The organism is Arthrobacter sp. MMS24-T111 (genome assembly GCF_054888995.1).
Genome location: NZ_JBTZRO010000001.1, coordinates 2,826,976 through 2,853,273, shown reverse-complemented (window position 1 = coordinate 2,853,273; position 26,298 = coordinate 2,826,976). Strand labels below are relative to the sequence as shown.

20 protein-coding genes, 2 pseudogenes and 1 riboswitch are annotated in these 26,298 nt (G+C 67.7%); of the genes and pseudogenes, 6 read left to right on the top strand and 16 right to left on the bottom strand.

The annotated features are described in order from the left end of the window. Nucleotide 1 precedes the first annotated feature (1 nt). The 10 genes and pseudogenes from lepB (ACX5I6_RS13355) to ACX5I6_RS13310 all read right to left on the bottom strand — a co-directional run bounded on the left by lepB (ACX5I6_RS13355) (nt 2) and on the right by ACX5I6_RS13310 (nt 7,236). Nucleotides 2-829: a signal peptidase I gene (gene lepB, locus ACX5I6_RS13355; RefSeq protein WP_461840777.1), complete on the bottom strand. Its 828-nt coding sequence runs from the start codon at nt 827-829 to the stop codon at nt 2-4. Beyond that, the gene (lepB, locus tag ACX5I6_RS13350; protein ID WP_461840776.1) at nt 830-1,507 is read right to left on the bottom strand and encodes a signal peptidase I; all 678 of its coding nucleotides are present in this window, start codon (nt 1,505-1,507) and stop codon (nt 830-832) included. It lies immediately after the preceding gene. Between the two features lie 84 nt (nt 1,508-1,591). Further along, nucleotides 1,592-1,951 carry a 50S ribosomal protein L19 gene (gene rplS / locus ACX5I6_RS13345; RefSeq protein ID WP_018759996.1) on the bottom strand — a complete coding sequence of 120 codons (360 nt, stop codon included), beginning with the start codon at nt 1,949-1,951 and terminating at the stop codon, nt 1,592-1,594. Nucleotides 1,952-2,195: 244 nt separating this feature from the next. Then, the gene (gene trmD, locus ACX5I6_RS13340) at nt 2,196-3,008 is read right to left on the bottom strand and encodes a tRNA (guanosine(37)-N1)-methyltransferase TrmD (protein ID WP_461840775.1); all 813 of its coding nucleotides are present in this window, start codon (nt 3,006-3,008) and stop codon (nt 2,196-2,198) included. Beyond that, complete coding sequence (gene rimM, locus ACX5I6_RS13335; RefSeq protein WP_461840774.1) at nt 3,009-3,554, bottom strand: ribosome maturation factor RimM; 546 nt, start codon at nt 3,552-3,554, stop codon at nt 3,009-3,011. Nucleotides 3,555-3,673: 119 nt separating this feature from the next. Beyond that, complete coding sequence (locus tag ACX5I6_RS13330; protein ID WP_018759999.1) at nt 3,674-3,916, bottom strand: RNA-binding protein; 243 nt, start codon at nt 3,914-3,916, stop codon at nt 3,674-3,676. A gap of 1 nt (nt 3,917) precedes the next feature. Continuing rightward, the gene (gene rpsP / locus ACX5I6_RS13325) at nt 3,918-4,340 is read right to left on the bottom strand and encodes a 30S ribosomal protein S16 (protein ID WP_018760000.1); all 423 of its coding nucleotides are present in this window, start codon (nt 4,338-4,340) and stop codon (nt 3,918-3,920) included. Nucleotides 4,341-4,559: 219 nt separating this feature from the next. Continuing rightward, nucleotides 4,560-5,015 (bottom strand): hypothetical protein, encoded by a 456-nt coding sequence (locus ACX5I6_RS13320; protein WP_461840773.1) that lies wholly within the window; start codon nt 5,013-5,015, stop codon nt 4,560-4,562. A 163-nt stretch (nt 5,016-5,178) separates the two neighbouring features. Next, nucleotides 5,179-6,053 (bottom strand): annotated as a pseudogene (locus ACX5I6_RS13315) (VOC family protein). 100 nt (nt 6,054-6,153) lie between these two features. Further along, nucleotides 6,154-7,236, bottom strand: coding sequence for an amidohydrolase family protein (locus tag ACX5I6_RS13310; RefSeq protein WP_461840772.1), 1,083 nt, complete (start codon nt 7,234-7,236; stop codon nt 6,154-6,156). Nucleotides 7,237-7,316: 80 nt separating this feature from the next. Beyond that, a riboswitch (TPP riboswitch) is annotated at nt 7,317-7,424 on the top strand. Between ACX5I6_RS13310 and thiC the strand changes: the two genes are divergently transcribed. Then, nucleotides 7,420-9,270: a phosphomethylpyrimidine synthase ThiC gene (gene thiC, locus ACX5I6_RS13305; RefSeq protein WP_461840771.1), complete on the top strand. Its 1,851-nt coding sequence runs from the start codon at nt 7,420-7,422 to the stop codon at nt 9,268-9,270. It overlaps the preceding riboswitch by 5 nt. On the opposite strand, the gene ACX5I6_RS13300 is transcribed toward thiC, so the two are convergent. Continuing rightward, nucleotides 9,267-10,001, bottom strand: a complete 735-nt coding sequence (locus ACX5I6_RS13300; protein WP_461840770.1) for an alpha/beta fold hydrolase — start codon at nt 9,999-10,001, stop codon at nt 9,267-9,269. The two genes, thiC and ACX5I6_RS13300, sit on opposite strands and share 4 nt — an antisense overlap. 42 nt (nt 10,002-10,043) lie before the next feature. Further along, on the bottom strand, nt 10,044-11,627 hold the full coding sequence (gene ffh / locus ACX5I6_RS13295) for a signal recognition particle protein (protein ID WP_285247651.1): 1,584 nt from the start codon (nt 11,625-11,627) through the stop codon (nt 10,044-10,046). A gap of 84 nt (nt 11,628-11,711) precedes the next feature. On the opposite strand from ffh, the gene ACX5I6_RS13290 reads away from it, so the two are divergent. Further along, the gene (locus ACX5I6_RS13290) at nt 11,712-13,130 is read left to right on the top strand and encodes a glucose-6-phosphate dehydrogenase (RefSeq protein WP_461840769.1); all 1,419 of its coding nucleotides are present in this window, start codon (nt 11,712-11,714) and stop codon (nt 13,128-13,130) included. Nucleotides 13,131-13,242: 112 nt separating this feature from the next. Here the strand turns inward: ACX5I6_RS13290 and ACX5I6_RS13285 are convergent, their stop codons facing one another. Together ACX5I6_RS13285 and ACX5I6_RS13280 are read right to left on the bottom strand one after the other, a co-directional pair. After that, a complete protein-coding gene (locus ACX5I6_RS13285) occupies nt 13,243-13,581 on the bottom strand; it encodes a P-II family nitrogen regulator (protein WP_018760008.1) in 339 nt (112 codons plus the stop codon). Further along, complete coding sequence (locus ACX5I6_RS13280) at nt 13,578-14,933, bottom strand: ammonium transporter (protein ID WP_285247649.1); 1,356 nt, start codon at nt 14,931-14,933, stop codon at nt 13,578-13,580. Before ACX5I6_RS13280 ends, ACX5I6_RS13285 begins: the two co-directional genes overlap by 4 nt. Before the next feature lie 224 nt (nt 14,934-15,157). Here ACX5I6_RS13280 and ACX5I6_RS13275 point away from each other — a divergent pair, with 224 nt between their 5' ends. Next, nucleotides 15,158-16,420: an MFS transporter gene (locus ACX5I6_RS13275; RefSeq protein WP_461840768.1), complete on the top strand. Its 1,263-nt coding sequence runs from the start codon at nt 15,158-15,160 to the stop codon at nt 16,418-16,420. 42 nt (nt 16,421-16,462) lie between these two features. Here ACX5I6_RS13275 and ftsY read toward each other — a convergent pair whose 3' ends face one another. Then, a complete protein-coding gene (gene ftsY, locus ACX5I6_RS13270; protein ID WP_461840767.1) occupies nt 16,463-17,668 on the bottom strand; it encodes a signal recognition particle-docking protein FtsY in 1,206 nt (401 codons plus the stop codon). A gap of 82 nt (nt 17,669-17,750) precedes the next feature. After that, a pseudogene (gene smc / locus ACX5I6_RS13265) lies at nt 17,751-21,337 on the bottom strand (chromosome segregation protein SMC). 226 nt (nt 21,338-21,563) lie between these two features. Here smc and ACX5I6_RS13260 point away from each other — a divergent pair. The 3 genes from ACX5I6_RS13260 to ACX5I6_RS13250 are packed head-to-tail and all read left to right on the top strand — an operon-like array spanning nt 21,564 to nt 26,280. After that, the gene (locus tag ACX5I6_RS13260) at nt 21,564-22,586 is read left to right on the top strand and encodes a 3-oxoacyl-ACP synthase III (protein ID WP_285247645.1); all 1,023 of its coding nucleotides are present in this window, start codon (nt 21,564-21,566) and stop codon (nt 22,584-22,586) included. Then, entirely contained in the window at nt 22,580-25,288 is a 2,709-nt protein-coding gene (locus tag ACX5I6_RS13255) for an alpha/beta fold hydrolase (protein WP_461840766.1), read from the top strand. Before ACX5I6_RS13260 ends, ACX5I6_RS13255 begins: the two co-directional genes overlap by 7 nt. After that, entirely contained in the window at nt 25,285-26,280 is a 996-nt protein-coding gene (locus ACX5I6_RS13250) for an NAD-dependent epimerase/dehydratase family protein (RefSeq protein WP_461840765.1), read from the top strand. Before ACX5I6_RS13255 ends, ACX5I6_RS13250 begins: the two co-directional genes overlap by 4 nt. The last annotated feature ends 18 nt before the right edge of the window (nt 26,281-26,298 follow it).

Genomic DNA, 26,298 nt, shown 5'->3' with positions numbered 1-26,298 from the left:
GTCAGCGGGCCGCCGGGACGTTGCGGAACACGTCCGGGTAGTTGTCCAGGGTCTTGATCCGGTTCAGCGGCCACGCGATGACCGCGGCCTTGCCCTCAAGGTCCTTGAGGTCGATGAAGCCGCCGTCGTTTTCCATGTGTGACCGGGAATCCGCCGAATGGTTACGGTTATCGCCCATCACCCACACTTTGCCCTCCGGAACGGTGACGTCAAAGTTACGGACCTGCGGGACTTCGGCGGGGTTGATGTAGGTCTCGTCCACGGCGGTTCCGTTGATGGTCAGTTTACCGCCGGCGTCGCAGCACACCACGTGGTCGCCGGGCAGCCCGATGACGCGCTTGACCAGGTGCTGGTCGGTGTTGTCGGGCAGCAGCCCCACAAACGTCAGGCCGTCCTGGACCCAGGTGAACGGCCCCTGGGTTTTTGCTGCTGTGGGCGGCAGCCAGCCCTTGGTGTCGCGGAACACCACCACGTCCCCGCGGCTGAGCGCAAACGGCTCCGGGACGAGGAGATTGACGAAGATCCGGTCGTCCACATCAAGGGTGTTCACCATGGACTCGGACGGGATGAAGAACGCCCGGAAGAGGAACGTCTTGATGAGGAAGGACAGCACAACGGCGATGACCACGACGGTGGCAATCTCCTTGAGCCACCCGATCAAAGGGTTGCCCGGGGCCTTTCCGCCCGGTTTGGAGCGGGGGCCGCCCTTCCGGTGGGAGTTTGTGCCGGCCTCGGGACTGTCGCCCGGCCCTGCGGGGGTTGGAACGGCCTGGTTTCCTGCGGCGCCGTCATGGCGCGGTTCAGGATTCCGCGCTGGGTTCTCGGGCATTTACCGTCCGTTCTGTGTTGTCGGCCCCACCACTGGCGGCCGCTCTACTGGAGCAAATCTATCAAGGGGCCACAGGATCTGGACCGGCCGGCCGATGACGCGCTCCAGCGGGACCATGCCGCCTCCTGGAGCTCCCAGCAGGCTGCGCGAATCGGCGGATACCGACCGGTGGTCCCCCATCAGCCACAGCCTGCCCTCGGGGACCACCGAGTTGAACTTCTGCGTGCTCGGGACCTCTCCGGGAAAGATGTACGGCTCATCCAGCGGTACCCCGTTCACGGTGACCTTGCCGCCGGCGTCGCAGCAGACCACCGTATCGCCTGGGAGACCTATGACCCGCTTGACGTAGGTGGTGTCGCTCCCGGTGAGGCCCAGCCACTGGGCGAGGCCGCCCACTGCGTCCATCAGCGGACCCCTGCCGCTGTTCAGGGGCGCGAACGTACCGCGTCCGTCAAAGACGACGATGTCCCCGCGCCTGATCGGGTCGGCCCGGAAATCGGTGCGCGAGACCAGGATCCGGTCACCGCCTTGGAGCAGCGGCTCCATGGACTCCGAGGGAATGTAGTAGACATCGACCCACAAGGAGCGCACCACGCCGCTGATGGTGACGGCAAGGACCAGGGCCAGGAACACAAAACGCCAGCCCATGGTGCGGGGCTGGCGTTTTGTCTGGTGCATGGTCCGTATCCTGGCGCTGGTGGATTGCTCCGGCGCTGGCCGGCTACGGCCGCGTCCCAGCCGAGTGGCAAGTCCGAAAGGAACTTACTTGCCGGTGGCGAAGTCGCGCTTTTCCTTGATCTTCGCAGCCTTACCGCGCAGTGCGCGCATGTAGTAAAGCTTGGCGCGACGGACGTCACCCTTGGTAACGACCTCGATCTTTTCGATGATCGGGGAGTGCACCGGGAAGGTACGCTCCACGCCGACACCGAAGGAAACCTTGCGGACGGTGAAGGTTTCGCGGACGCCATCGCCCTGGCGGCCCAGGACGAAGCCCTGGAACACCTGGACACGGGAGTTCTTGCCTTCGATGATGTTCACGTGGACCTTGAGGGTGTCGCCCGCGCGGAATTCGGGAACATCGTTGCGCAGCGAAGCTGCATCGAGGGAATCGAGAATATGCATGTTTGCACTCCTGGTGAACGCCACAGGTCATTCACTTTGGGTCACGGCAGGCAGGTCCGGCCGCCGAAAAGCGGGCAGGATTGTTGCCGCCGAAGTAAAGTGGTCCGGCCGCTTCAATGGTTGACGGGGCCGGTTGTCCGGCTGTTGGCCGCGCTACCCCCTGTGGCAGGTGCGGACCCAGCAGACACAAAGACCAATTTTGCCACAGCGGAGGGGTTACGCCAATTCGGGGCCGGCGCGGGAGCTATTCCTGCTCCGCAGGCGCGGTATCCGGGCGGCGGGCCAACCTTCCGGCAACGACGTCGTATCCCAGGTTGTGCAGTTCCGTGCGGTCGGCACGCGGAAGATTGCCGGCGTCGAACGCCTCCAGGAGGTCCGGCCGGCGTTCGGCCGTCCTGCGGTATTGCTCGTGCCGGCGCCACTGCGCGATTTTGCCGTGGTTTCCGCTGAGCAGGACCGCGGGGACCTCGCGGTCCCGCCACACGGACGGCTTGGTGTAGACCGGATATTCCAGCAGGCCGTCGGAGTGGGACTCCTCCACCAAGGACTCAGGGTTGCCCACCACACCCGGCAGCAGCCTGCCGATGGCCTCCACCATGGCCAGGACTGCGACTTCCCCGCCGTTGAGCACGTAGTCGCCAAGGCTTACGGGGCGGACGGTGAAGTGCTCCTGCGCCCACTCGATGACGCGCTCGTCGATACCTTCATAGCGGCCGCAGGCGAAAGCAAGGCGCTCTTCCTCGGCCAGTTCATAGGCCAGGGCCTGCGTGAACCTCTCGCCGGCGGGAGAGGGAACGATGAGGACAGGTTTGCGCTGCGGATCGGGACGGCCGGCGGCCACCGCTGCGAGGGCCTGCGCCCACGGTTCGGGCTTCATGACCATCCCCGCACCTCCGCCGTAGGGAGTGTCGTCCACGGAACGGTGCTTGTCGGTGGTGAAGCTGCGGAGGTCGTGGACATGCAGGTCCAGGATCCCGTCCTGGCGGGCCTTGCCGATCAGCGAGAGCTCCAGCGGGGCAAGGTATTCGGGGAAGATGCTGACGACGTCGATTCGCATCTATTCCCGGCCTTCGGGTTCCGGGGATGCGGCGTCGCCGGCGTTCAGTTCGAAGAGTCCGTCCGGCGGGGTGAGCAGGACGAAGCCCTCCTCAAGGTTGACCTCGGGCACAATCTGCTCCACGAAGGGAACCAGGATCTCTTCGCCAGCCGGGGTGGTCACGGTCAGCAGGTCCTGGACGGGCATGGTGGCCAGGGCAGTCACCTTTCCCACCACCTGTGAGCCGACCCGCGCCTGGAGGCCGACGAGTTCGTGCTCGTACCAGCCTTCGTCGTCATCCTCGTCGAGTTCTTCCGTTTCGATGAACAGCTTCGCGCCGCGTAGGGTTTCGGCCTGGTTGCGGTCCTTCACTTCCGCGAAGCCCAGCAGCAGGATGTCCTTGTTCCAGCGCGCACTGTCCACCGTCAAGGGGCCGGACGCGGCAGGTTCAACGACGAACTCCGTGCCGGGGACAAACCTGTCCTCGGGGGCATCGGTCAGCACCTGGACCGTGACTTCCCCGCGAATGCCGTGCGGCTTGCCGATCCGCGCCACCTGAAGCTGCATCTGTTCCTCTGTTCCGGGTTGTGGTTGGTGTGGGGTGAAAGCACTGTGTTGATCAAAGCAGTCCGGCCCCTCCACCAGGTGGTGGAGGGGCCGGACCAAAACTGAAAGTTGCCGAGCGCTCAGCGGCGGCGGTCGGTATCGACGACGTCGACCCTGACCGGTTCGCCGCCGGCCAGTGCTGCCACCACGGTGCGCAGTGCGCGTGCGGTGCGGCCCTGGCGGCCAATCACCCGTCCGAGGTCATCCTGGTGAACCCGCACCTCGAGGGTGTCCCCGCGGCGGTTGTTCTTCGAACTGACCTTGACGTCGTCCGGGGAATCAACGATTCCACGGACCAGGTGCTCCAGCGCTTCTGCCAGCAATCTACTCAGCCTCGGTGGTCTCAGCTTCGGCGTCGGCCGGGGCCTCGGCAGCGTCAGACTTGGAGGCCTTCTTGGTGATGGCTTCCGGGATGATGACCGAGCCCTTCTCGGGAGCTACGAAAGCGTCCTTCGCGACCTTGGTCTTGAGGGTGCCTTCCTGGCCCGGGAGGCCCTTGAACTTCTGCCAGTCACCGGTGATCTTCAGGATGGCGGCAACCTGCTCGGACGGCTGAGCGCCGACGGACAGCCAGTACTGGGCACGCTCGGAGTTGACCTCGATGAACGAGGGCTCTTCGGTGGGGTGGTACTTGCCGATCTCCTCGATGGCGCGGCCGTCACGCTTGGTGCGTGAGTCCGCGACGACGATGCGGTAGTACGGGGCGCGCATCTTGCCGAAGCGCTTAAGGCGAATCTTTACGGCCACTTTTGTGGTCACTCCTGTTTCAGAAAAGGGGTGAACCCGGCGTTCTGCACCCGTGGGGCGGGCCGTACTTGCGGGTTCGAAGGACAGGATCCGGACGCGGAGAGAGGGGCCACGCAGATCGAGTACCTGTTTATTGTGCCAGATCAGCGAACTTATTTCGACTCGGCGTTGACGCGCTTCGCGCCGGCGCCGGCCGCGGGATCCGCCCTGCGGCGCCGGTCAGGCGGACCAGACGTACAGTCCGGTCCGCTCGGCGTCGTCCAGCCCGGCCGCGAGCCTGGCGAGCTGCTCCACGTAGGTCCGGGCCTGGACCGCGCCGAAGGGCATGTCGTCCTGGGCGGCCCACTGCTCGGCGACGTCTTCGAGGACATTGCCCTCGCCTTCGGTCTCGTAGGACAGGAGGTCGGCCAGCGCACGGACCATGGCAGGCGGGACTGCGAGGAGGGAGTCGCTGGCGACGTCCACCATGGTCAGCTCATAGTCGGCACCACCGGCGTGGACAGCAGTCCCGGCGAGGTCGCCGAGCTGTTCGATTTCGAAGTCGCTGACTCCCTCGATCCGCACGGCATGGCTGTCAGGACCGACGTTTGCCGCGGGCGCGCTCCCTGCGTCAAGGAGGCCGGCGCGTTTGAGCGCGGCGTCATGGGTGGCAACAAAGATCTCGGTGAAGCCCATGGCTGTTTGCCCTTCTTCCGTTGGCGGAACTGCGCGCCGGGCGCTGCCTGCGTCCCGGCCGTACGGAATCAGCCTAGTAGCTGGGGACCGGCAGGCGCACGCGCCGGGCCGGGGCCGCAGATGGCAGTTCGCGGCACTGGCCGGTCTCCGCCGGCGGCGCAGCTCAGCGGACGGCCACCCGCAGCCGGTTGCGCCACGGATCCTCGAACCGGAGTTCGGCACCGGTGTGGTGCGCGGTCACTCCGGCGACCTTGAGGCGGTCAGCCAAGGCGCCGACGTCGTCCCCTGACGGAACTTCGATGAGGACTTCGCCCAGCCCAAGGGTGTCCTTGCGGGGGCCGGCCCCGCGGCTGTTCCAGACGTTCATGGCCATGTGGTGGTGGTACCGCCCGGCGGAAACGAACAAGGCCTGCCCGTGCCAGCCCGCCGTCTTTTCGAAACCGAGCGTGCCCACGTAGAAGTCGCGCGCCGTCTGGACATCTCCCACCTGGAGGTGGACGTGTCCCACGCCTGCGGCCGTCACGCGCTGGCCTTCGAGCGATTCCTCGGTGAGGTGCTGCTCCAGGTATCGCTGCGGGGGCAGCGCGAGGCTGTCCATCACCACGTCCGTCCCGTTCCAGGACCAGTTGCTGCGTGGCCGGTCCCAGTACAGTTCGATGCCGTTGCCTTCCGGATCGGTGAAGTAGAAGGCTTCGCTGACCAGGTGGTCGGCGCTGCCGGTGAAGGACATCGGCTCGTATTGTGCGGCGGTGGCGATGGTGGCGGCAAGGGAAGCCTGGTCTTCAAACAGCAGCGCGGTGTGGAAGAGTCCGGCCTCCCCCTTCCGGGCAGGTTCAGCCCGGGGGCCGGGGCCAGATGCACCAGGGGACGGCCAAGGCGGCCCAGGTACAGTCCGCCGTCCTGCTCGGCCACCACCTCCAGGCCCAGTGCGCGCTGGTAGTAGTCGGTCATGACCTTCATGTCCCCCACCTTGAGCATCACCGTGCCCATGGCGAGGTCGGCAGGAAGCAGGTCCTGGCTGTTGGCTGATGCGGTCATTGGAGGCTCCTTGGATTGGCGGCCGTCCCGATGGCGGCCTGTCACTTCTTAAAATTACTTGAAGCTTCAATTTATTCCAAGTCCCGGGCGCCACTTTGGGTCACCGGATAATGCGGCCGCCGAGCACGACGTGTTCCAACCCCGCGATGGTCTCCGGGACCGCCCGTGGATCCTCCCGGCACACGATCACATCGGCGCGTGCCCCTTCTTCCAGGCCGTCCGCTCCGAGCCAGCGGCGGGCTGCCCAGCACGCTGCATCCAGTGCTGCAGTCATCGGCAGCCCCGCACCATGCAGGGCTAGTATTTCGTCCGCGATGCGTCCGTGGCCGATGACGCTGCCGGCGTCTGTTCCGGCGAAGATGCGCACCCCCGCGGCGTGGGCCTCGGCCACGCGCTCCAGCCTCCGCTCCCAGAGGGACCGCATGTGGGCTGCGTACCGCGGAAACTTCGGCTCCGCTTGGGCGGCGATGTCCGGGAACGTGGCGATGTTGATGAGGGTGGGCACAATCGGCACGCCCCGCTCGGCGAACCGGGGCAGGTGCCGTGGCAGCAGCCCGGTGGCGTGCTCGATGCAGTCGATGCCGGCGTCAAGCATCTGGTCCAGGGTGTCTTCGGCGAAGCAGTGGGCTGTCACCCGGGCACCTTCGTCGTGTGCAGCCTGGACCGCGTCGCGGACGACGGCGGCCGGAAAGGACGGCGCCAGGTCACCGGCGCCGCGGTCGATCCAGTCCCCCACCAGTTTGACCCAGCCGTCCCCGTCCCGGGCCTGCTTGCGCACGGCCTCTACCAGGTCCTCGGGTTCGACCTCATGGGCGAAGCCGCGCAGGTAGCGCCGGGTCCGGGCTATGTGCCGGCCTGCGCGGATCAGCACCGGGAAGTCCTTGCCGCCCTGCATCCAGCGGGTATCGGCCGGCGAGCCCGCATCGCGGACCAGGAGGGTTCCGGAATTGAGGTCCGCAAGCGCCTGTTCCTGCGCTACGGCGGCCTCGACCGGACCAGCCGGGCCCAGCCCGATGTGGCAGTGTGCGTCCACGAAGCCCGGCAGTACCCAGCCGTCAAGTACCTGATCAGGTGCCGGTGCGGGCCGGTGGAAAGTGAGCTTGCCGTGCACCGACCAGAGTCCGTGGCGCACCCGGTCCGGCGCAGCCAGGACGGGTCCGCGGAAATGAATGATTCCTGCCATCCGGGCATCCTTTCGTTGCCCGGTCAGGCTAGCATCCTCGATTGTTACAACGGGCTTCCGGACGGCTGTGGTAGCTTCGTTGCTGACCACACGGGTGCCCTTGCAGGGGCTGAGATCGGGCTGACGCAGCCTGCGACCGTTGAACCTGTCCGGGTAATGCCGGCGAAGGAAGTGAGTATTCCCTTGAGTACGCAAAACACCCAGTTGAACCCTGCCCTTGTGCCGTCCGGTTCCGATGCGGCCAACGGTCCCGGCACCGGGTCCAGTGCCGAATCCCACGTCCCGGTAACGCAGTCGCTGAAGTCGCATTCACTGGCTTACATCGACGACGCCGATGCCGGAATCCGGGTCCCGGTGACCGAGATCGCGCTGGAGCCATCACCCAACGGGCAGCCGAACGCACCTTTCCGGACTTACCGGACGGCCGGGCCGGGCAGCGACCCCGTCCTTGGGCTGGAGCCCTTCCGCGCCGAATGGATCGTGGCGCGCGGGGACACCGAGGCCTACACCGGCAGGGAACGCAACCTGCTCGACGACGGCCGCTCGGCCGTGCGCCGCGGTGCGGCCTCGGCGGAGTGGAAGGGCGCCCGGCCGGTGCCCCGCCGCGCCGTCGACGGCCATACCGTGACCCAGATGCACTACGCCCGGCAGGGCACCATCACGCAGGAAATGCGCTTCGTGGCGCTGCGGGAGAACTGCGACGTTGAACTGGTCAGGAGCGAGGTGGCCGCCGGGCGGGCCATCATCCCGAACAACATCAACCACCCTGAATCCGAGCCGATGATCATCGGCAAGGCGTTCCTGGTGAAAATCAACGCCAACATCGGTAATTCTGCCGTGACAAGCTCCATCGCCGAGGAGGTGGACAAGCTGCAGTGGGCCACCCAATGGGGTGCCGACACGGTGATGGACCTGTCCACGGGGGACGACATCCACACCACCAGGGAATGGATCATCCGCAACTCCCCTGTCCCGATCGGAACGGTTCCGATCTACCAGGCACTGGAAAAGGTCAACGGCGAGGCCAACGCGCTGACCTGGGAAATCTTCCGGGACACCGTCATTGAGCAGTGCGAGCAAGGTGTGGACTACATGACCATCCACGCCGGTGTCCTGCTGCGGTATGTCCCGCTCACGGCCAACCGGGTGACGGGCATCGTCTCGCGCGGTGGTTCCATCATGGCCGGCTGGTGCCTGGCCCACCACCAGGAGAACTTCCTGTACACGCATTTTGACGAACTTTGCGAAATCTTCGCGAAATACGACGTCGCGTTCTCCCTGGGGGACGGGTTGCGGCCCGGCTCCACGGCGGACGCCAACGACGCGGCGCAGTTCGCTGAACTGGATACGCTGGCCGAGCTGACGCAGCGCGCCTGGGAGTACGACGTCCAGGTGATGGTCGAAGGCCCCGGCCACGTGCCGTTCCACCTGGTCCGGGAAAACGTGGAGCGTCAGCAGGAGCTGTGCAAGGGTGCGCCGTTCTACACGCTCGGTCCGCTGGTGACCGATGTCGCGCCCGGCTACGACCACATCACCTCGGCAATCGGGGCCACTGAAATCGCACGGTACGGCACCGCCATGCTCTGCTACGTCACGCCCAAGGAACACCTGGGCCTGCCCAACAAAGACGACGTGAAGACCGGCGTCATCACGTACAAGATTGCGGCCCATGCAGCGGACCTGGCCAAGGGCCACCCGGGGGCGCGCGAGCGGGACGATGCTTTGTCCAAGGCACGGTTCGAATTCCGCTGGCGCGACCAGTTCGCACTTTCGCTGGACCCTGTGACGGCGGAATCGTTCCACGACGAGACGTTGCCGGCCGAACCCGCCAAGACAGCGCACTTCTGCTCCATGTGCGGACCCAAGTTCTGCTCGATGCGGATCAGCCAGGACATCCGGGATGAATACGGCTCGGCTGAGGCGCAGGCGGCGCTCACCGAGGCAGCGTCGGGGATGCGGGCGAAGAGCCAGGAGTTCCTGGCTGCCGGCGGCAAGGTCTACCTTCCGGAGTTGCAGGTGCCCGCCGGCAGCTAAGAGGCCCGGGCCGGCTCGCTGCGGCTGACCTCGCCGATGAACTGCCTGATGGTCCGGTCGCCTTCCACCGAATCATGGGGCCGGTGCCCGCCCGCGGCAACGCGGTGCAGGGCACCGGTCTCCCGCAGGTAACCGGCAATCTCCTCGTACAGCGGCTCCCAGCCCCCGGTCAGGACCAGGGTGGGGACGCCGGGAACAATATGCAGGGGCGCTTCCCACGACGGGACCTGGAGCCGCAGCCGGCGCGCGGACCGTTTCTCCTCCGTGGTGGCAGGCTGCTGCAGGTCCGTGGCATAAACCCGCCGGACGAACTCCCGTTGGAAGTCCTCGTCACTGAGCTGGTGGCGGACCTCGAGGAGCGGCTTCATCAGGCTGATGTGTGCCGCCGTGGCCGGCAGCTCCGCGGTCAGGGAGAGGCACGCCGGTTCCACCAGGGTCAGGGAGTAGACGAGGTCGGGGCGTTCGACGGCGGCCATCATGGCAGGAATGGCTCCCTGGGAGTGCGCCACCACGTGTCCGCCGGCGGCGCCGCGGCCATCATCGGCCAGGGACCGCAGCACAATGGCAGTGTCTTCGGCAAATGATGATTCAACCGGCTCCGCGACGGCGTCATAGCCCTGCCGGCGAAGGAACAGGGCGTCGAAGGACAGCGCCATGCCGTGCTGGCGGGGCCACGCGGCGGCGCCGAAAGAACCGGCGCCGTGCACGAAAACTACCCGCTGCTTGAACATGACCCAACCCTATTCCACGGCACCGACATCCGTGGGGAACTGCTACTTGCCCAGGAACTTGTCGAAGCCCTTGGGGAGGTTCAACTGCGACGGATCGAAGTCGCCGCCCTGCTGGCCGAACGCGGCACCGGTGGGCAGCGCCTTGCCTGCATTGGCTCGCCGGGCCTCGGCATCCTTGCGTTCCTGCGCAGCCTTGGCCGGGTTGCCGGACTTCGCCTTCTTCTTGGGCGCGTTCTTGGCGTTCTTCCGCGCACCCCCACCGGCACCGGGCATACCCGGCATCCCGGGCATTCCCGGCATGCCGCCCTGGGCCATCTTCTTCATCATCTTCTGGGCCTGCGCAAAGCGTTCCAGCAGGCCGTTGACCTCGGAGACGTGGACGCCGGAGCCGCGGGCGATGCGCGCCCGGCGGGATCCGTTGATGATCTTCGGGGCGAGGCGCTCGTGCGGCGTCATGGACCGGACAATTGCCTCGACGCGGTCGATTTCGCGCTCATCGAACTGCTCCAGCTGCTGCCGGATGTTCTGCGCGCCCGGCATCATCATGAGCATCTTCTTCATGGAGCCCATGTTGCGGATCTGCTGCATTTGGGCGAGGAAGTCCTCGAGGGTGAAGTCTTCCTGGTCGGCGAACTTCTTCGCCATCCGGGCTGCTTCGTCCTTGTCCCAGGACTTCTCGGCCTGCTCGATGAGGGTGAGGATGTCGCCCATGTCCAGGATGCGCGAGGCCATCCGGTCCGGGTGGAAGAGCTCGAAGTCGTCCAGGCCTTCGCCGGTGGAGGCGAACATGACCGGCTTGCCGGTCACCGAAGCGACCGACAACGCGGCACCGCCACGGGCGTCGCCGTCGAGCTTGGACAGCACGATGCCGGTGAAGTTGACGCCCTCATCGAAGGCGAGGGCCGTGTTGACCGCGTCCTGGCCGATCATGGAGTCGATCACGAAGAGGACTTCGTTCGGGACGATGGCGCGGCGGATCTGGCGGGCCTGCTCCATCATGTCCGCGTCGACGCCCAGGCGGCCTGCGGTGTCCACGATCACGACGTCGTGCAGGGTGCGCTTGGCTTCCTCGACGCCGGCACGGGCGACGGCGACCGGGTCACCGGCAGGGTGGTCCAGCTCGGTGGACGTGGCGCCGGGGTGCGGGGCGAAGACCGGCACGTTGGCGCGCTGGCCCACCACCTGGAGCTGGGTGACGGCGTTGGGGCGCTGGAGGTCGCAGGCCACCAGCATCGGGCTGTGGCCCTGGGCCTTCAGCCACTTGGACAGCTTGCCCGCCAGGGTGGTCTTGCCTGCACCCTGGAGGCCGGCCAGCATGATGATGGTGGGTCCGCTCTTGGCAAGCCGGATCCTGCGGGTTTCGCCGCCAAGGATCTCCACGAGTTCCTCGTTGACGATCTTGACGATCTGCTGGCTGGGATTCAGGGCGGCCGAGACCTCGGCGCCGAGCGCACGTTCGCGGACCTTCCCGGTGAACTCGCGGACCACCGGAACGGCGACGTCTGCGTCCAGCAGGGCACGGCGGATCTCGCGGACCGTGGCATCGACATCGGCCTCGGTGAGGCGGCCCTTGCCGCGGAGATTTTTGAAGGTTGCTGTCAACCGGTCAGAGAGTGAATTGAACACGCGCCGTGAACTTCTTTCAAGAGATGATCGGGACTCGACTACCTAGGGTATCAAGTCAGCCGCGTCAGGTGGCATGCTGGCAAAATGACGAGCCAAACATCTGTGCAGACCTTGCTCATCCTCGGCGCCTCAGGCGACCTCACCGGCCGGCTCCTCCTTCCCGGCCTTGCCCGGCTGGCGGCGGCAGGCCGGGCGGAAGGACTCCGGCTGGTAGGTGCCGGGTCGGATCCATGGACCAAGGAACAGTGGCAAGACCGGGTCCGCTCGTCGTTCACCGCCGCAGCCGGTGCGGCGGACGGCCCGGGGAATGAAGCCCTCGAAGCACTGCAGAAGGAAACGGCCTACCACCAGGTGGATGTCACGGCCAAGGGTGCCCTGGCGTCCCTGCTCGCAGGGCTCAAGGGCCCGGTGGCCGTCTATTTTGCGCTTCCGCCCCGCATCAGCCAGCAGGCCTGCGAGACACTCCAGCCGGAGGAAGTTCCCGTGGGCACCCGGCTGGTCATGGAGAAGCCGTTCGGTTCCAGCGAGGAGTCGGCGCGCTCCTTGAACCGTACGCTGGCCCGCCTGGTTCCCGAGGACCACATCCACCGCGTTGACCACTTCCTGGGCAAGGCGACGGTGCTTAACATCCTGGGCCTGCGGTTTGCCAACAACTTCCTGGAGCCGGTCTGGAACCGGCAGCACGTGGAGAAAGTGGAGATCTTCTTCGACGAGGACCTGGCCCTTGAGGGCCGGGCCCGCTACTACGACAGTGCCGGCGCACTCCGCGACATGATCCAGAGCCACTTGCTGGAGGTCATGGCCCTCATGGCCATCGAACCTCCGGCCACCATCGGCGAGCGCGACCTCCGCGACGCGGTATCCAGCGTGCTCCGGGCCAGCAGCGTCCGTGCACCGTTCACCGCCACTACCCGCCGGGCGCGGTACACGGCGGGATCGATTGCGGGCAAGGCCGTCCCCGACTACGCAAAGGAGGAAGGGGTGGATGCCGCCCGCGGAACGGAGACCCTTGCGGAGATCCAGGTGGATATCGACAACTGGCGCTGGCAGGGCGTGCCGTTCATCCTGCGCTCCGGGAAGGCGCTGGGCGACAAGCGCAAGGAAGCGGTGGTCACCTTCCTTCCCGTGCCCCACCTGCCGCGGGGATTCACGGGGGTGGACTCCCCCAACCAGCTGCGGATCGGGTTTGGTCCGGACACGCTGGAGTTCGACGTCGACGTCAACGGCCCGGGGAACATATTCAGCCTGGGCCGGGTCACCTTGGAGGCGGAGTTGAGTGCCTCCGACCTGCTGCCGTACGGGGAGGTGCTGGAGGGCGTCCTGACCGGAGACCCGTTGCTGTCTGTCCGCGGCGATACCGCGGAAGACTGCTGGCGGATTGTGGAGCCGGTGCTCACGGCGTGGGCGAAGGATGAAGTCCCGTTGGAGGAGTACGACGCCGGTTCGGCCGGCCCGGCTTCGTGGCCCACCAACCGCGAAACGGGCGCGGGCGGCGGCGACTGACCAGGGAAGGGCACCAGGGCAGGAAACAGCACAGCGGGCGGGAACCTTTCGGTTCCCGCCCGCTGTGCTGTTGCGTTCTGTCGTTCCTGGCCCCGGGACCGGTGTGTCCTGCCTAGATGGCGGCCACTCCGCGTTCCCCGGTCCGGACGCGCACTGCTTCATGGACGTCGATGGTCCAGACCTTGCCGTCCCCGGCCCGGCCGGTGTTGGAGCTGGCGATGATCACGTCCAGGATGTCGTCTGACTGTTCGTCGGTGGCCAGGACCTCAACGCGGATCTTGGGAAGCAGGTCCACGTTGTATTCGGCTCCGCGGTACACCTCGGTGTAGCCGCGCTGGCGTCCGTAGCCGCTGGCCGCGCTGACGGTGAGTCCTTGGACGCCGTAGGCTTCCAGTCCTTCCCGGATGGTTTCGAGCTTTTCCGGCCTGACGATTGCAGTGATCAGTTTCATGCCCCCACGCTTTCCTTGCCTGCTGCCGGCTGTGCCTGCTGTGCTCCGGTTGCGGATTCCCGGTTTTCCGCCTGGGTCTTGCCCGTCACCATGTCGTGCAGCGGCTGGAAGCTGCCGCCGTGGCCGCCGACGCCGAACTCGTAGGCGGTCTCGGCGTGCAGGCTGAGGTCTGCGCCGGCGATTTCCTGGTGCTCGGAGATGCGGAAGCCCATGGTCTTGTGGATGGGGTAAGCGATGATCAGGGTCATCACCGCGGTGAAGGCGATGGAGAGCAGCGCTGCCAGGACCTGTGCCACCAGCTGGGTGGCGCCGCCGCCGTAGAACAGGCCGGCAGCACCCTGGTCCGGGGTGGCGAGGAAGCCGATGGCGACGGTGCCGATGACACCTGCGACGAGGTGGACGCCCACAACATCCAGGGAGTCGTCATAACCGAGCTTGAACTTCAGGCCGACTGCCAGGGCAGAGGCGATACCGGCGACGACGCCCAGGGCAATCGCGCCGAGCGGGGAGACGTTGGCGCAGGCCGGGGTGATGGCTACGAGGCCGGCCACCACGCCTGAAGCGGCGCCGAGCGAGGTGGGGTGTCCGTCCCGGATGCGTTCCACAGCGAGCCAGCCCAGCATCGCGGCGGCCGGGGCTGCCAGGGTGTTGATCCAGATCAGGCCGGCCTGTTCCACGGTGGCGGCGGCGCCGGCGTTGAAGCCGAACCAGCCGAACCACAGGATGGCTGCGCCGAGCATGACGAACGGGATGTTGTGCGGGCGGTGGTTCGGGTCCTTGCCGAAGCCCTTCCGGTTACCAATGATCAGGACCAGCACCAGGCCGGCAACACCGGCGTTGATGTGCACCACGGTGCCTCCGGCGAAGTCGATGACCGGAGCGAAGGTCTGGCCGAACCAGCCGTCCTTGGAGAACAGGCCGCCGCCCCACACCATGAAGGCCAGCGGCGCGTAGACCAGCGTGGCCCAGATCGGCGTGAAGATCACCCAGGCCGAGAACTTTGCGCGGTCCGCGACGGCACCGGAGATCAGGGCGACGGTGATGATCGCGAACGTTGCCGCGTAGCCCACCTTCAGCAGGTCCGCCGGATCCGTGAAGTTGTGCAGGCCAAAGTGGCTGAACGGGTTGGCGAAGATCTGGAAGAAGTTGTCCTCGTTGCTCGTGGACATCGAGGCGCCCCACAACACCCACGTGATGCCGACCGTACCGATGGCGACGAAGCTCATCATCATCATGTTCAGTGCCGACTTGGCGCGCGTCATGCCGCCATAAAAGAATGCCAGGCCCGGGGTCATGAACAGCACGAGTGCTGCCGCAACCAGGAGCCAAACGAGACCTGCGGTGAGTTCCATGGTCTACGTCCTCTCTTGCTTTCGGTGCGGACTTGTCCGCCTGCCAACGCCTTTTGCGTCCTGTAATGAGTTTGTGGGTGGCGTGTTTCGGCCGCAGAGGATTTAGATTGCGGGCCTGTTACAACAACCTCTAGGAAGTAAATGGTGCATATCCGCCTTGTTACGGTTATGTTTCCGCACCCGCGCAGCCACCCGGCTCCCTTTCCAGCAAGGACTTCATCACCATGACGGCACCACCCCCGGTTAACGGCGCCACCGCAAGGATTTTGGCCCGTCTGAGGCCGCAACGGGAGAAGCTTCCGCGGGACATCAAGGTGATGCTGGCCGCAGCGTTCCTCATCGCCCTTGGATTCGGACTTGTTGCCCCCGTATTGCCGCAATTCGCAACAACCTTTGGCGTGGGAAACACCGAGGCCGCCGTCATTGTGGCGATCTTCGCGTTCATGCGCCTTGCGTTCGCCCCAGCCGGGGGCGCGCTGATCGGTAAACGTGGGGAACGCCCCGTTTACGTTGCGGGCCTGTTGATCGTCGCGCTGTCCACGGCGGCGTGCGCGTTCGCCCAGGACTACTGGCAGCTCCTGCTGTTCCGCGGCCTGGGCGGCGCCGGCTCGGTAATGTTCACCGTTGCCTCGATGGCCCTGGTGATCCGGTTGGCGCCCCCGGAAAGCAGGGGCCGGGTATCGGGCGCCTATGCGTCGGCGTTCCTGATCGGAAACGTCTGCGGCCCGATCGTGGGCGGGCTGCTGGCGGGCCTGGGCCTGCGGGTCCCGTTCCTGGCGTACGCCGGCGCGCTGCTCGTGGCAGCCTTCGTGGTGCAGACCCAGTTGAGCCATCAGCGCCGTGGCACCGGCGAGGCCAGGGAACGCGCACCCGACATGCGTTTCGGCGATGCCCTGTCAACCGGAGCCTACCGGTCGGCGCTCCTTTCCAGCTTCGCCAACGGCTGGGCCACCTTCGGCGTCCGGATGGCAACCGTTCCGCTGTTCGCCGCGGCCGCCTTTGGGGCGGGGCCGCAGGCGGCAGGCTTGGCGCTGGCGGTGTTCGCGGCCGGGAACGCGGCCGCCCTGGCCTTCTCGGGCCGGCTGGCGGATTCCCTGGGGCGCAAGCCCATGATGATTTCCGGGCTGCTGGTGGCCGGTCTGTCAACGGCGTCGATCGGCATCACCCACGATCTGCCCTGGTTCCTCGCGGCGTCGACGCTGGCCGGCGTCGGATCCGGTCTTTTCGGTCCTGCGCAGCAGGCCGCCGTCGCGGACGTGATCGGCAACGGGCGCTCCGGCGGCAAGGTGCTGGCCGCCTACCAGATGACATCCGACGTCGGGGCGATCGTGGGACCGGTCGTGGCGGGGCTGCTCGCCGACGGCCTGGGGTTCGGCTGGGCGTTCGCGGTCACCGGCGCCATGATGCTGCTGGCGGCCGGCGGCTGGTTGCCCACCCGGGAAACCCTCCGGGTTAAACCAACTAGCTCGCATTTGTTGTCGTTTTGAGGGCTCAAAACGACAACAAATGCGAGCCAGTGGGGCGGGCAGCTAGTTCAGCAGCGCGTCAACGAAGCTTTCGGTATCGAACGGGGCGAGGTCGTCGGCGCCTTCGCCCAGGCCCACGAGTTTGACGGGCACGCCAAGCGCCCGCTGGATGGCGACGACGATGCCGCCTTTGGCGGTTCCATCCAGTTTGGTCAACACGATGCCGGTGATGTTGACCACCTCGGAGAAGACCCTCGCCTGGTTCAGGCCGTTCTGGCCGGTGGTGGCGTCCAGCACCAGCAGGACCTCGTCCACCTCGGCCAGCTTCTCCACCACGCGCTTGACCTTGCCCAGTTCATCCATCAGGCCCACCTTGTTCTGCAGGCGCCCGGCGGTATCGATCATGACGACGTCGACTTCCTGCTCAATGCCTGCCTTCACCGCTTCGTAGGCGACCGACGCAGGATCCGCGCCGTCGATGTCGGACTTCACGGTGGGCACGCCCACCCGCTGGCCCCAGGTTGCCAACTGCTCGGCGGCGGCGGCCCGGAAGGTGTCCGCTGCCCCAAGCAGGACGTCCTTGTCCTCGGCCACCAGGACCCGTGCCAGCTTGCCCACGGTGGTGGTCTTACCGACGCCGTTGACGCCCACCACCATCATGACGGCGGGCTTGTCCGCGTGCCGCTCCACGTTCAGGCTGCGGTCCATGCTGGGATCGACCAGTTTGATGAGTTCTTCGCGGAGCATGGCCTTGACATGTTCGGGGGTCCTGGTGCCCAGGACCTTGACCCGCTCGCGGAGGGCATCCACCAGCTGCATGGTGGGTTCGGTACCCAGGTCAGCGAGCAGGAGCGTTTCCTCCACCTCGTCCCAAACGCTCTCGTCGATCCGGTCGCTGGACAGCAGGGCCAGCAGGCCCTTGCCCATGATGTTGTTGGAGCGGACCAGCCGTTCCCGCAGCCGGGTGAGGCGCCCTGCGACTGGCAGCGGGGTTTCGACCGGGATGGTTTCGAGTCCGGCGGCATCGTCCGGGACGGTGGTGGTGTCCACAACGTCGGGGCCAGCGCCGCCGGGGGTTCCGCGTTCAATGGTGCCGGTGCTGTCATCCACCGCCGTGCCGCCCCCGGAGCGGACCTCGGGATCGTTCGCGTCCCGGGTTTCCGGGTAGCGGGTGATGTTCCTCCGCGTCTTGATCAGGACCGGGATCAGCGCGCCGATGACCACCACGGCAGCAAGGATGGACAGGACAATGGGAAGGATGTCATTCACTCCCCTAGCTTCTCATACGGGGTCGGCCCGGTCCGGGCGCCGGCAGGGCGCCTGACCTGCTCCGATGCCGGAGGTGCGGCTGCTACACCTCGGCCCCGATGCGCTGGCTGATGACGGTGGAGACGCCGTCGCCGCGCATGGTGACGCCATAGAGCGCGTCCGCCACTTCCATGGTCCGCTTTTGGTGGGTGATGACGATCAGCTGGCTGGACTCCCGGAGTTCCTCGAAGATGGTGATCAGGCGGCCCAGGTTGGTGTCATCCAGCGCCGCCTCCACCTCGTCCATGACATAGAACGGGGACGGCCGGGCCTTGAAGATGGCCACCAGCAGGGCCACCGCGGTGAGTGAGCGTTCGCCGCCGGAGAGCAGGGAGAGCCGCTTGATCTTCTTGCCGGCGGGACGGGCCTCCACGTCAATGCCGGTGGTCAGCATGTCGGCGGGGTCGGTGAGGACCAGGCGCCCCTCGCCGCCCGGGAACAGCCGCTCGAAGACCCTGACGAACTGGGCCTGGGTGTCCTCGAAGGCTTCCGCGAATACCCGCTGGACCCGGTCATCCACCTCTTTGATGATGTCCAGCAGGTCACGGCGGGACGCCTTGAGGTCTTCAAGCTGGGTGCTGAGGAACTGGTGCCGCTCCTCCAGCGCCGCGAATTCCTCCAGCGCCAGCGGGTTGACCTTGCCCAGGCTTGCGAGGTCCCGTTCGGCCTTCCGCAGCCGCTTCTCCTGCTCCTGCCGCACATAGGGTTTGCCTTCGCGGATCTCCTCGCCGCCGGCGTCGACAGGAGCACGCAGGGCGGCCCATTTGTCGCCGGACTCTTCGGCCGGGACCGGCACGGGGACGTGCGGCCCAAACTCCGCGACCAAGGCCTCCGGGGTAATGCCCAGTTCGTCCACGGACCGCGCTTCCACCGCCTCGATCCTGGCCCGCTGCTGGGCCCGGGCAAGTTCGTCGCGGTGCACATTGTCTGTGAGCTCCGCCAGTTCGCGGGCCAGGGCGTCGTTCGATTCCCGGATCTCCCGGAGTCCGCGGTCCCGCAGCTCCCGGTTCTCCTCCGCGAGGTCGCGTTCATGCCGGGCGAGCTCGACCGAGATATCCACATAGCCAAGGGCCATCTCCACCGCCGCGGAAACGGCTGCGGCCCGCCGGGCCTGGATGCGGCGGCGCCGCGCGCGTTCGGCCGCTTCCTCCCGCGCCCGGCGCTCCGTGGCGGCCGCGCGTTCGAGGGAGGCTGCCCGGTTGCCGGTGGCCGCCAGTTGCTCCTCTGCGCTGCGCAGGGACAACCGTGCTTCCACCTCGGCGGCGCGGGCGGCAGACGCGGCTCCGGCCAGTCGTCGCGCTGTTCGGTGGAGGGTTCCTGCTCGACAGGAGCTTCCTGGGCGGCCACGAGCCGGGCGGTGATGGCTGCGAGCGCTTCTTCCTCGGCGGCCACGTTCTCTTCTGCGCGGGCCAGGGAGGCTGCCAGTCGGTCGCTTTCGCCGACGGCGCTGCGCAGGACCGAGTTGAGGTGCCCCAGGCGTTCGGCGACGGCGGCGAGCCGGGCATCGGATTCATGCAGCCGGTCCAGGGCAGCGTCCGCAGCCTCCTGTGCCCCGGCGCGCCGGGCCTCGGCGGCGGCCAGTGCGAACCTGTTCCGCTCCAGGTCCGCCGTCACCGTCGAAAGCTCACGTCCGGCGTCGTCCACGGCTGCCTGCACCTCCAGGAGGGATGGTGCTTTGGCCGAACCGCCGGTGGCCGAGACGGCGGTGAACACGTCGCCTTCCCGGGTGACGGCCGTGACGCCGGGCTGCGAGGCTACCAGCGCCGCCGCGGCGTCCATCCCGGGGACGACGACGGTTCCGGACAGCAGGTGCCGTACCAGTGCCACCTCCACCGCCGGGCCGTCCACCAATCCGGCAGCCCACCGGGCGCCGCCGGGAAGCTCCAGGTCCGGGGCGTCCGTTGGCTGGTCCACGGCAGCGGACGCGAGGAGGAGGGCCGCCCGGCCGCCGTCGTCGTCTTTAAGCACCTGCAGGACCGCGGCCGCCGTGCCGGTGTCCTGGACGAGGACGGCCTCCGACGCCTGCCCCAGTGCAGCAGCGATGGCGGCCTCGAACCCGGCCTGCACGGTGAGTGCGGCTGCGAGGCTGCCCTGTATGCCCGGGAGGCCGGCCTCCATCACGTGCCGGGCGCCGTCCTTGCGGTCAAGGCCGAGTTTCAGGGCGTCCAGGCGCGCGGCGAGGGCGTCCCGTTTGCGGATTCCTTCGTTGACGGCGTTCTTGAGGCCTGCGATGTCGCCCAGCACCGCATCGAGCACATCGCTGGCGGCCTCGTACTCGGCGTCGAGGGACTCCTCCCCCTCCTCCACTCCAGCCACCTGGTTTTCCAGGGCCGTGAATTCGGATTGTGCCTTGGCGCGCCGTTCGGTGCCGGCGGCAAGGGATTCGCGGAGCCGGCCCAGCTCGGCCTGGGCGGACTCCACCCTGGACCGTGCCGCCGCGACCTGCCCGGCGAGGCGCGCCAGGCCTTCCCGGCGGTCAGCGGCCGCCCTCAACTGGGCGGTGAGCCGCTGGTCCTCGGCGCGCGCAGCCTGTTCGGCGTCGGCCTTCGCGGTGCTTGCGGCATCCAGGACACCGCGCCGGCGCACAATGTCCGCCTCGAGTTCGGCCAACTCCTGCCGCACCCGTGCAGCTTGGCGTTCCAGTTGTTCCGGGTCCCGCCCGGACGGGGCCGGGGCATCGTCGGAGCCCAGCAGGCGGCTGCGTTCGGTAGCCAAGGTGCCCAGTGAACGGAGCCGTTCCCGGGCGGTTGACAGCCGGTACCAGGTATCGCGGGCAGCGTTGAGCCGGGGGGTGGCCTCCGCGGCCAGCTGTTCCAGGGCGGCCTGCTGCCTGCGGCCGGCTTCAAGGTCCTGTTCGACGGCGGTCCGCCGGGCCTTGAGTGCGGCTTCGTCGGCCACGTCCTGTTCGAGGGCATGCTGGAGCTGGACAAGGTCATCGGCCAGGAGGCGTGCCCTGGCGTCCCGGACATCGAACTGCACACGCTGGGCGCGGCGGGCCACTTCCGCCTGCTTGCCCAGCGGCGTGAGCTGGCGCCGGATCTCCCCCGTGAGGTCGGTCAGCCGTTGGAGGTTGGCCTGCATCGCCTCCAGTTTGCGGACTGTCCGCTCCTTGCGCCGCCGGTGCTTGAGGATGCCGGCGGCTTCTTCGATAAATCCGCGCCGGTCCTCCGGGGTGGCGTGCAGCACCCGGTCCAGCTGCCCTTGGCCCACAATGACGTGCATTTCCCGGCCCAGCCCGGAATCGGACAACAGTTCCTGGATGTCCAGCAACCGGCAACCGGCTCCGTTGATGGCGTACTCGGATCCGCCTGTCCGGAACAAGGTCCGCGAAATGGTCACTTCGCTGTACTCGATGGGCAGGGCGCCGTCGGTGTTGTCGATGGTCAGCGAGACATGGGCGCGTCCCAGCGGCGGCCGGCCGGACGTCCCGGCGAAGATGACATCCTCCATCTTGCCGCCGCGAAGCGTCTTGGCTCCTTGCTCGCCCATGACCCACGCCAGGGCGTCAACCACGTTGGACTTGCCGGAGCCGTTGGGACCCACGACGGCGGTGACGCCGGGTTCGAAGTCGAAGGTGGTGGCCGACGCAAAGGACTTGAACCCCCGGACGGTGAGGCTTTTGAGGTGCAAGGCTTTCCTGGTCTCCTGGCGGGGTAGGGAACGATGCTGGAACCGGCTCCCTATAATCTACTGCGCAGAAGCGACATTTCCCGTCCAGCACTCCGCGGCCGGCGGCGGCGCCCCCGGCCAATATGCATGATCGGGGGCAGCAAAGGCATAGTTAAGCTCTTGGGCCTGCACTGATGTGGGTACAGTCACCGCGTGGCTGCAGGACAAAAACGAAGAGGGGCTTGAATTGGCAGGTAACGCAACCTTCCGGCACAGCAATACCGCGCTGCTTTCCGTAAGCAGCGTCGAGGCTCCGCGGATCGTCAGCTCCACGGATTTCGACCGCAGGCTGGCCTCCACCCTGCAGCGGCTGAAGTTTCCGCCGCGGCTGCTTGAGCGCGTGGCCGGTATCACGCACCGCCGCTGGTGGGCTGCGGGAACTTCGTTCGATGATGCTGCCATTGAGGCCGGCGCCAAGGCTTTGGCCGAGGCAGGCATCGAAGCGTCGGAGGTGGGCCTGTTAATCAACACGTCGGTGACGCGGCGGAACCTGGAACCCTCGGTTGCGGTGAAGATCCATCACGGACTCAGCCTGCCGTCGTCGGCGATGAACTTCGACCTCGCCAACGCCTGCCTGGGGTTCGTCAACGCGCTGACCCTCGCCGCCAACATGATCGATTCCGGCCAGATCCGGTACGCGGTGATCGTTAACGGCGAGGATGCCCAGCTGACCCAGGAAGCCACGCTTGCCCGGCTGCAGCGCCCCGAAACGACGCGTGACGACTTCAACCGGGAATTCGCCACGCTGACGCTCGGTTCCGGGGCGGCCGCCGCCGTCCTGGGTCCGGCGGACCAGCACCCGGGCGCCCACCGGATCGTGGGCGGTGTGATGCGGGCCGGCACCGAGCACCACGAACTCTGCGTGGGCGGCATCGACGGCATGGCTACCGACACCAAGGGCTTGCTCGACGGCGGCCTGCAACTTGTGGTCGATGCTTGGCACGAGGCCCAGCCGGAGTGGGACTGGGCGGAGATGGACCGCTACGTCACGCACCAGGTGAGCAACGCCTATACCCAGGCGATCATCAACGCGATCGACCTTGATCCGGACAAGGTACCCATCACATTCCCGCACTGGGGCAACGTGGGCCCGGCGTCGTTGCCGATGACGCTGGCCGCCGAGACGCAGACCCTGGGAAGCGGTGACCGGGTCCTGTGCATGGGCGTCGGTTCGGGCCTGAACACCGCAATGCTGGAAATCGTTTGGTGATCGCGGCCTGGCCTGGCGTGGACGCCGAGTGGTCGCGCCGGATCGATGTTCCGTCCACCGCGGCCGCGGACCCGGCAGGCACGGTGCACCGCTGGCATGTGCTCGATAACGGCCCGCAGCTGGAGCGGCTGGGCCTGGCCCCGGCCGGAACCCTGCTGTGCGTCCACGGCAACCCCACTTGGTCCTACCTTTGGCGGCGTTTCCTTGCCGCCGGAACCGATCCGGTCCATCCTTGGCGCGTGGTGGCGGTGGACCAACTGGACATGGGCTTCTCCGAACGCACCGGCGTGTTCCGCCGCCTCGCCGACAGGATCAGCGACCTCGGCGACCTCACCGATGTGCTGGGCCTCCAAGGTCCGGTGGTCACCGCCGGCCACGACTGGGGCGGCGTGATCAGCCTCGGCTGGGCCCTGGCCCATCATCACCAGCTCGCCGGTGTGGTGCTCACCAACACCGCCGTCCATCAACCCGGCAGTTCGCAGATCCCGCCGGCGCTGCGTCTGGCGCTTCACCCCGCCGTGCACAAGTGGGGAACCACGACGTCGGACGCTTTCCTGCGGGTGACGCACTCGCTCGCCAGCCCGCCGCTGCCCGCGGATATCCGCGCCGCCTACATGGCCCCCTACCGCGGGGCTTCCCGCCGTGAGGGCGTGGGAAACTTTGTCGCCGACATCCCCGTGGACCCATCCCATCCCAGCCACCCGGAGCTGGCCCGTGTGGCGGAGGGCCTGCGCGGCCTGGACGTCCCCGCCCTAATGTTGTGGGGCCCGCGGGACCCGATCTTCTCCGACCGGTACCTCAAGGACCTCATCCAACGGATACCCGCAGCCAAGGTGCACCGCTACGAGGGCGCCGGACACCTGCTCGCGGAAGACCGGGACATCGCACCGGCCGTCTTCGACTGGCTCACCGCCAACATCGCCGGCAGCGGTGCCGGGACGGACGGAACCGCTGCGGCCGGCAGAGCCGGGACGCAGGGCACCGGACAGGGCGACCCCTTACCCGCCGGGCAGGACACGTTCCGCCCCCTTTGGGCACTCCTCGGTGAACTGTCGGCCGGTCCCTCCGGTACCGGGACCGCGATTTCCGAGATGGCGCCCGACGGCACTACCGCCCGCTCGCTCACCTGGGCACAACTGGAAAAGAACGTTGCCGACGTGTCTGCAGGACTCGCCGGAATAGGCGTCGGCAACGGAAGCCGCGTAAGCCTGATGGTCCCGCCCGGCGTGGACCTCACGGTGGCGCTCTATGCCTGCCTGCGCCTGGGAGCCGTGGTGGTCGTGGCAGACGCCGGCCTGGGCACCAAGGGGCTGAGCCGTGCCGTGAAGGGTGCCACCCCGGATGTCCTGGTCGGGATCGACAGGGCGCTGGCCGCAGCCCGCGCCCTCGGCTGGGCTGCCAGGCTCGTCAGCGTGCACGACCTGCCCGCGGCCCGCCGCCGCATCCTCGGGGCGGAAACGTCCCTCGCCGCCTTGGCACGGGCAGGTGCCCGGAGTGGACACCGCACCGTCGATGAGCCGGACCCGGACCAGGCCGCAGCCGTCCTGTTCACGTCCGGTTCAACCGGACCCGCCAAGGGCGTCCTCTACACGCACCGGCAGCTGGCAGCGATGCGGGACACCGTGGCGGAAACCTTCGGGATCAATCCGGGTGACCGGCTGGTGGCGGGCTTCGCGCCCTTCGCCCTGCTGGGGCCGGCCCTGGGCGCCGTCTCGGTGACGCCCGCCATGGACGTCACGGCCCCGCGTACCTTGACGGCACGTGCCCTCGCCCAAGCGGCCGCGGCTGTCGACGCAACGGTGGTCTTCGCCTCCCCGGCGGCACTGCGCAACGTCCTGGCCACCCAAGACGGCCTCACCACCGGCGGCGCCGCGGCGTTGGCCCGCGTGGAACTGCTGCTCTCCGCCGGCGCCCCGGTTCCTGAACCCCTGCTCGCCGGGGTGCAGCGGCTGCTGCCCCGGGCCTCGCTGCACACACCGTACGGAATGACCGAAGCCCTTCCCGTCACCGACATCAGCCTCGAACAAATCCGGGCTGCCGGTACCGGGAACGTAGCGGGGGCCGGCAACGGGGTCTGCGTGGGCCTGCCCGTCCATGGCGCCCGGGTTGCCGTCCTGCCACTGGCGGCGGACGGCACCGTTTCCGCGGACGGCACCACTCCCGGGGCCGAACCCGTGACGGCGCCCGGCGTCACCGGGGAGATCCTGGTCAGCGCCCCGCATGTCAAGGACTCTTACGACCGGCTCTGGCTCACCCAGCAGGCGAGCGCGGCCACGACCGGCTGGCACCGCACCGGGGACGTGGGACACTTCGACGCCGAGGGACGACTGTGGGTGGAAGGGCGCCTGGCACACATCGTGACGGCTCCGGGGTCGGTGGTAACGCCGGTAGGCCCCGAACAGGCCATCGAATCCCTCGACAGTGTCAGAATGGCCGCCGTCGTTGGGGTGGGACCGGTGGGGACCCAGGCCGTCGTCGCGGTCGTGGAAACCATGCCGGCCGTCCGCAAGGCAGGTCCCGCGGATCCCCAACTGGCCGCACGGGTGCGGGCGGCGGCGGCCGCAGCCGGCGTGCCCCTTGCAGCGGTCCTGGTGGTGCCCGCCCAGCCCACGGATATCCGCCACAACGCCAAAATCGACCGGACCCGGCTTTCCCTGTGGGCGTCGAAGGTGCTCGCCGGCGGCCGTCCGGGGACGCCATGAAAGTCCTGGTCACCGGGGCGAGCGGGCTCCTGGGCCGGCAGGTGGCCGCGTTGCTGGTACGCCGGGGGCACGCCGTGGCCACCTTCCAGCGGCGTCCCTCCAGGGTCGACGGCGCCGCGGACCGTTGCGGCTCCCTCACCGATGATGCAGCGGTCCGGGACGCGGTGCGGGACATGGCCGCGGTGGTCCACCTTGCCGCCAAGGTTTCCTTCACAGGCCGTGCAGCGGACTTTGAGGAGGTGAACATCCAGGGGACCCGGCGCCTGCTTGATGCCGCCCGCGAAGCCGGGGTGCGGGACCTGGTGTACGTGTCCTCCCCCTCGGTAGCCAACACGGGAGCCGCGATCGCCGGGCAAGGCGCGGAGCCGGCGGACCCCGAACACGCGCATGGGAACTACGCGCGCACCAAGGCCCGCGCCGAGCTGCTGGCCCTCGCAGCGGACGCCCCGGACTTCCGCACCACCGCGGTGCGCCCGCACGTCGTATGGGGTCCGGGAGACACCCAGCTGGTGGAGCGTGTGCTGGACCGGGCCGCGCGGGGCCGGCTGCCACTGCTCGATGCCGGCGCTGCCCTGATCGACACCACGTTCGTTGACAATGCGGCGGCCGCCATCGTGGCGGCACTGGACCGCATGGGGCACGTCCACGGCAAGGCCCTGGTGGTCACTAACGGGGAACCCCGGCCTGTCGGCGAGTTGCTGGCAGGCATCTGCGCTGCCGGCGGAGTGCCGGCTCCGTCGTGGTCCGTGCCCGGCAGGCTTGCGCGGATCGCCGGCTCGGTGGTGGAACGGGCCTGGCTCCGGTTTGGCCGCCAGGAGGAACCTCCCATGACGGCCTTCCTTGCCGAGCAGCTGTCCACGGCGCACTGGTTCGACCAGCGCGAAACCCGGAGGCTCCTGGACTGGACCCCGGAGGTATCGCTGGACGAGGGACTGGCGCGGCTGGCCGGCTACTACCAGCCAGGTTCAACGGCGGGCACGCGGCGCACCTGAGTACCGCGGAGGCGGCGC

Coding starts and splice junctions, on each gene's coding strand:
- rimM (WP_461840774.1), bottom strand. CDS start 3,554: ATGCAGCTTCAGGTGGCGCGGATCGGCAAGCCGCACGGCATTCGCGGG.
- ACX5I6_RS13250 (WP_461840765.1), top strand. CDS start 25,285: ATGAAAGTCCTGGTCACCGGGGCGAGCGGGCTCCTGGGCCGGCAGGTG.
- ACX5I6_RS13320 (WP_461840773.1), bottom strand. CDS start 5,015: ATGGGCTTCACCGAGATCTTTGTTGCCACCCATGACGCCGCGCTCAAA.
- ACX5I6_RS13310 (WP_461840772.1), bottom strand. CDS start 7,236: ATGGCAGGAATCATTCATTTCCGCGGACCCGTCCTGGCTGCGCCGGAC.
- ACX5I6_RS13275 (WP_461840768.1), top strand. CDS start 15,158: ATGACGGCACCACCCCCGGTTAACGGCGCCACCGCAAGGATTTTGGCC.
- trmD (WP_461840775.1), bottom strand. CDS start 3,008: ATGCGAATCGACGTCGTCAGCATCTTCCCCGAATACCTTGCCCCGCTG.
- ACX5I6_RS13300 (WP_461840770.1), bottom strand. CDS start 10,001: ATGTTCAAGCAGCGGGTAGTTTTCGTGCACGGCGCCGGTTCTTTCGGC.
- rplS (WP_018759996.1), bottom strand. CDS start 1,951: ATGCATATTCTCGATTCCCTCGATGCAGCTTCGCTGCGCAACGATGTT.
- ACX5I6_RS13280 (WP_285247649.1), bottom strand. CDS start 14,933: ATGGAACTCACCGCAGGTCTCGTTTGGCTCCTGGTTGCGGCAGCACTC.
- ACX5I6_RS13285 (WP_018760008.1), bottom strand. CDS start 13,581: ATGAAACTGATCACTGCAATCGTCAGGCCGGAAAAGCTCGAAACCATC.
- lepB (WP_461840776.1), bottom strand. CDS start 1,507: ATGCACCAGACAAAACGCCAGCCCCGCACCATGGGCTGGCGTTTTGTG.
- ACX5I6_RS13290 (WP_461840769.1), top strand. CDS start 11,712: ATGACGAGCCAAACATCTGTGCAGACCTTGCTCATCCTCGGCGCCTCA.
- lepB (WP_461840777.1), bottom strand. CDS start 829: ATGCCCGAGAACCCAGCGCGGAATCCTGAACCGCGCCATGACGGCGCC.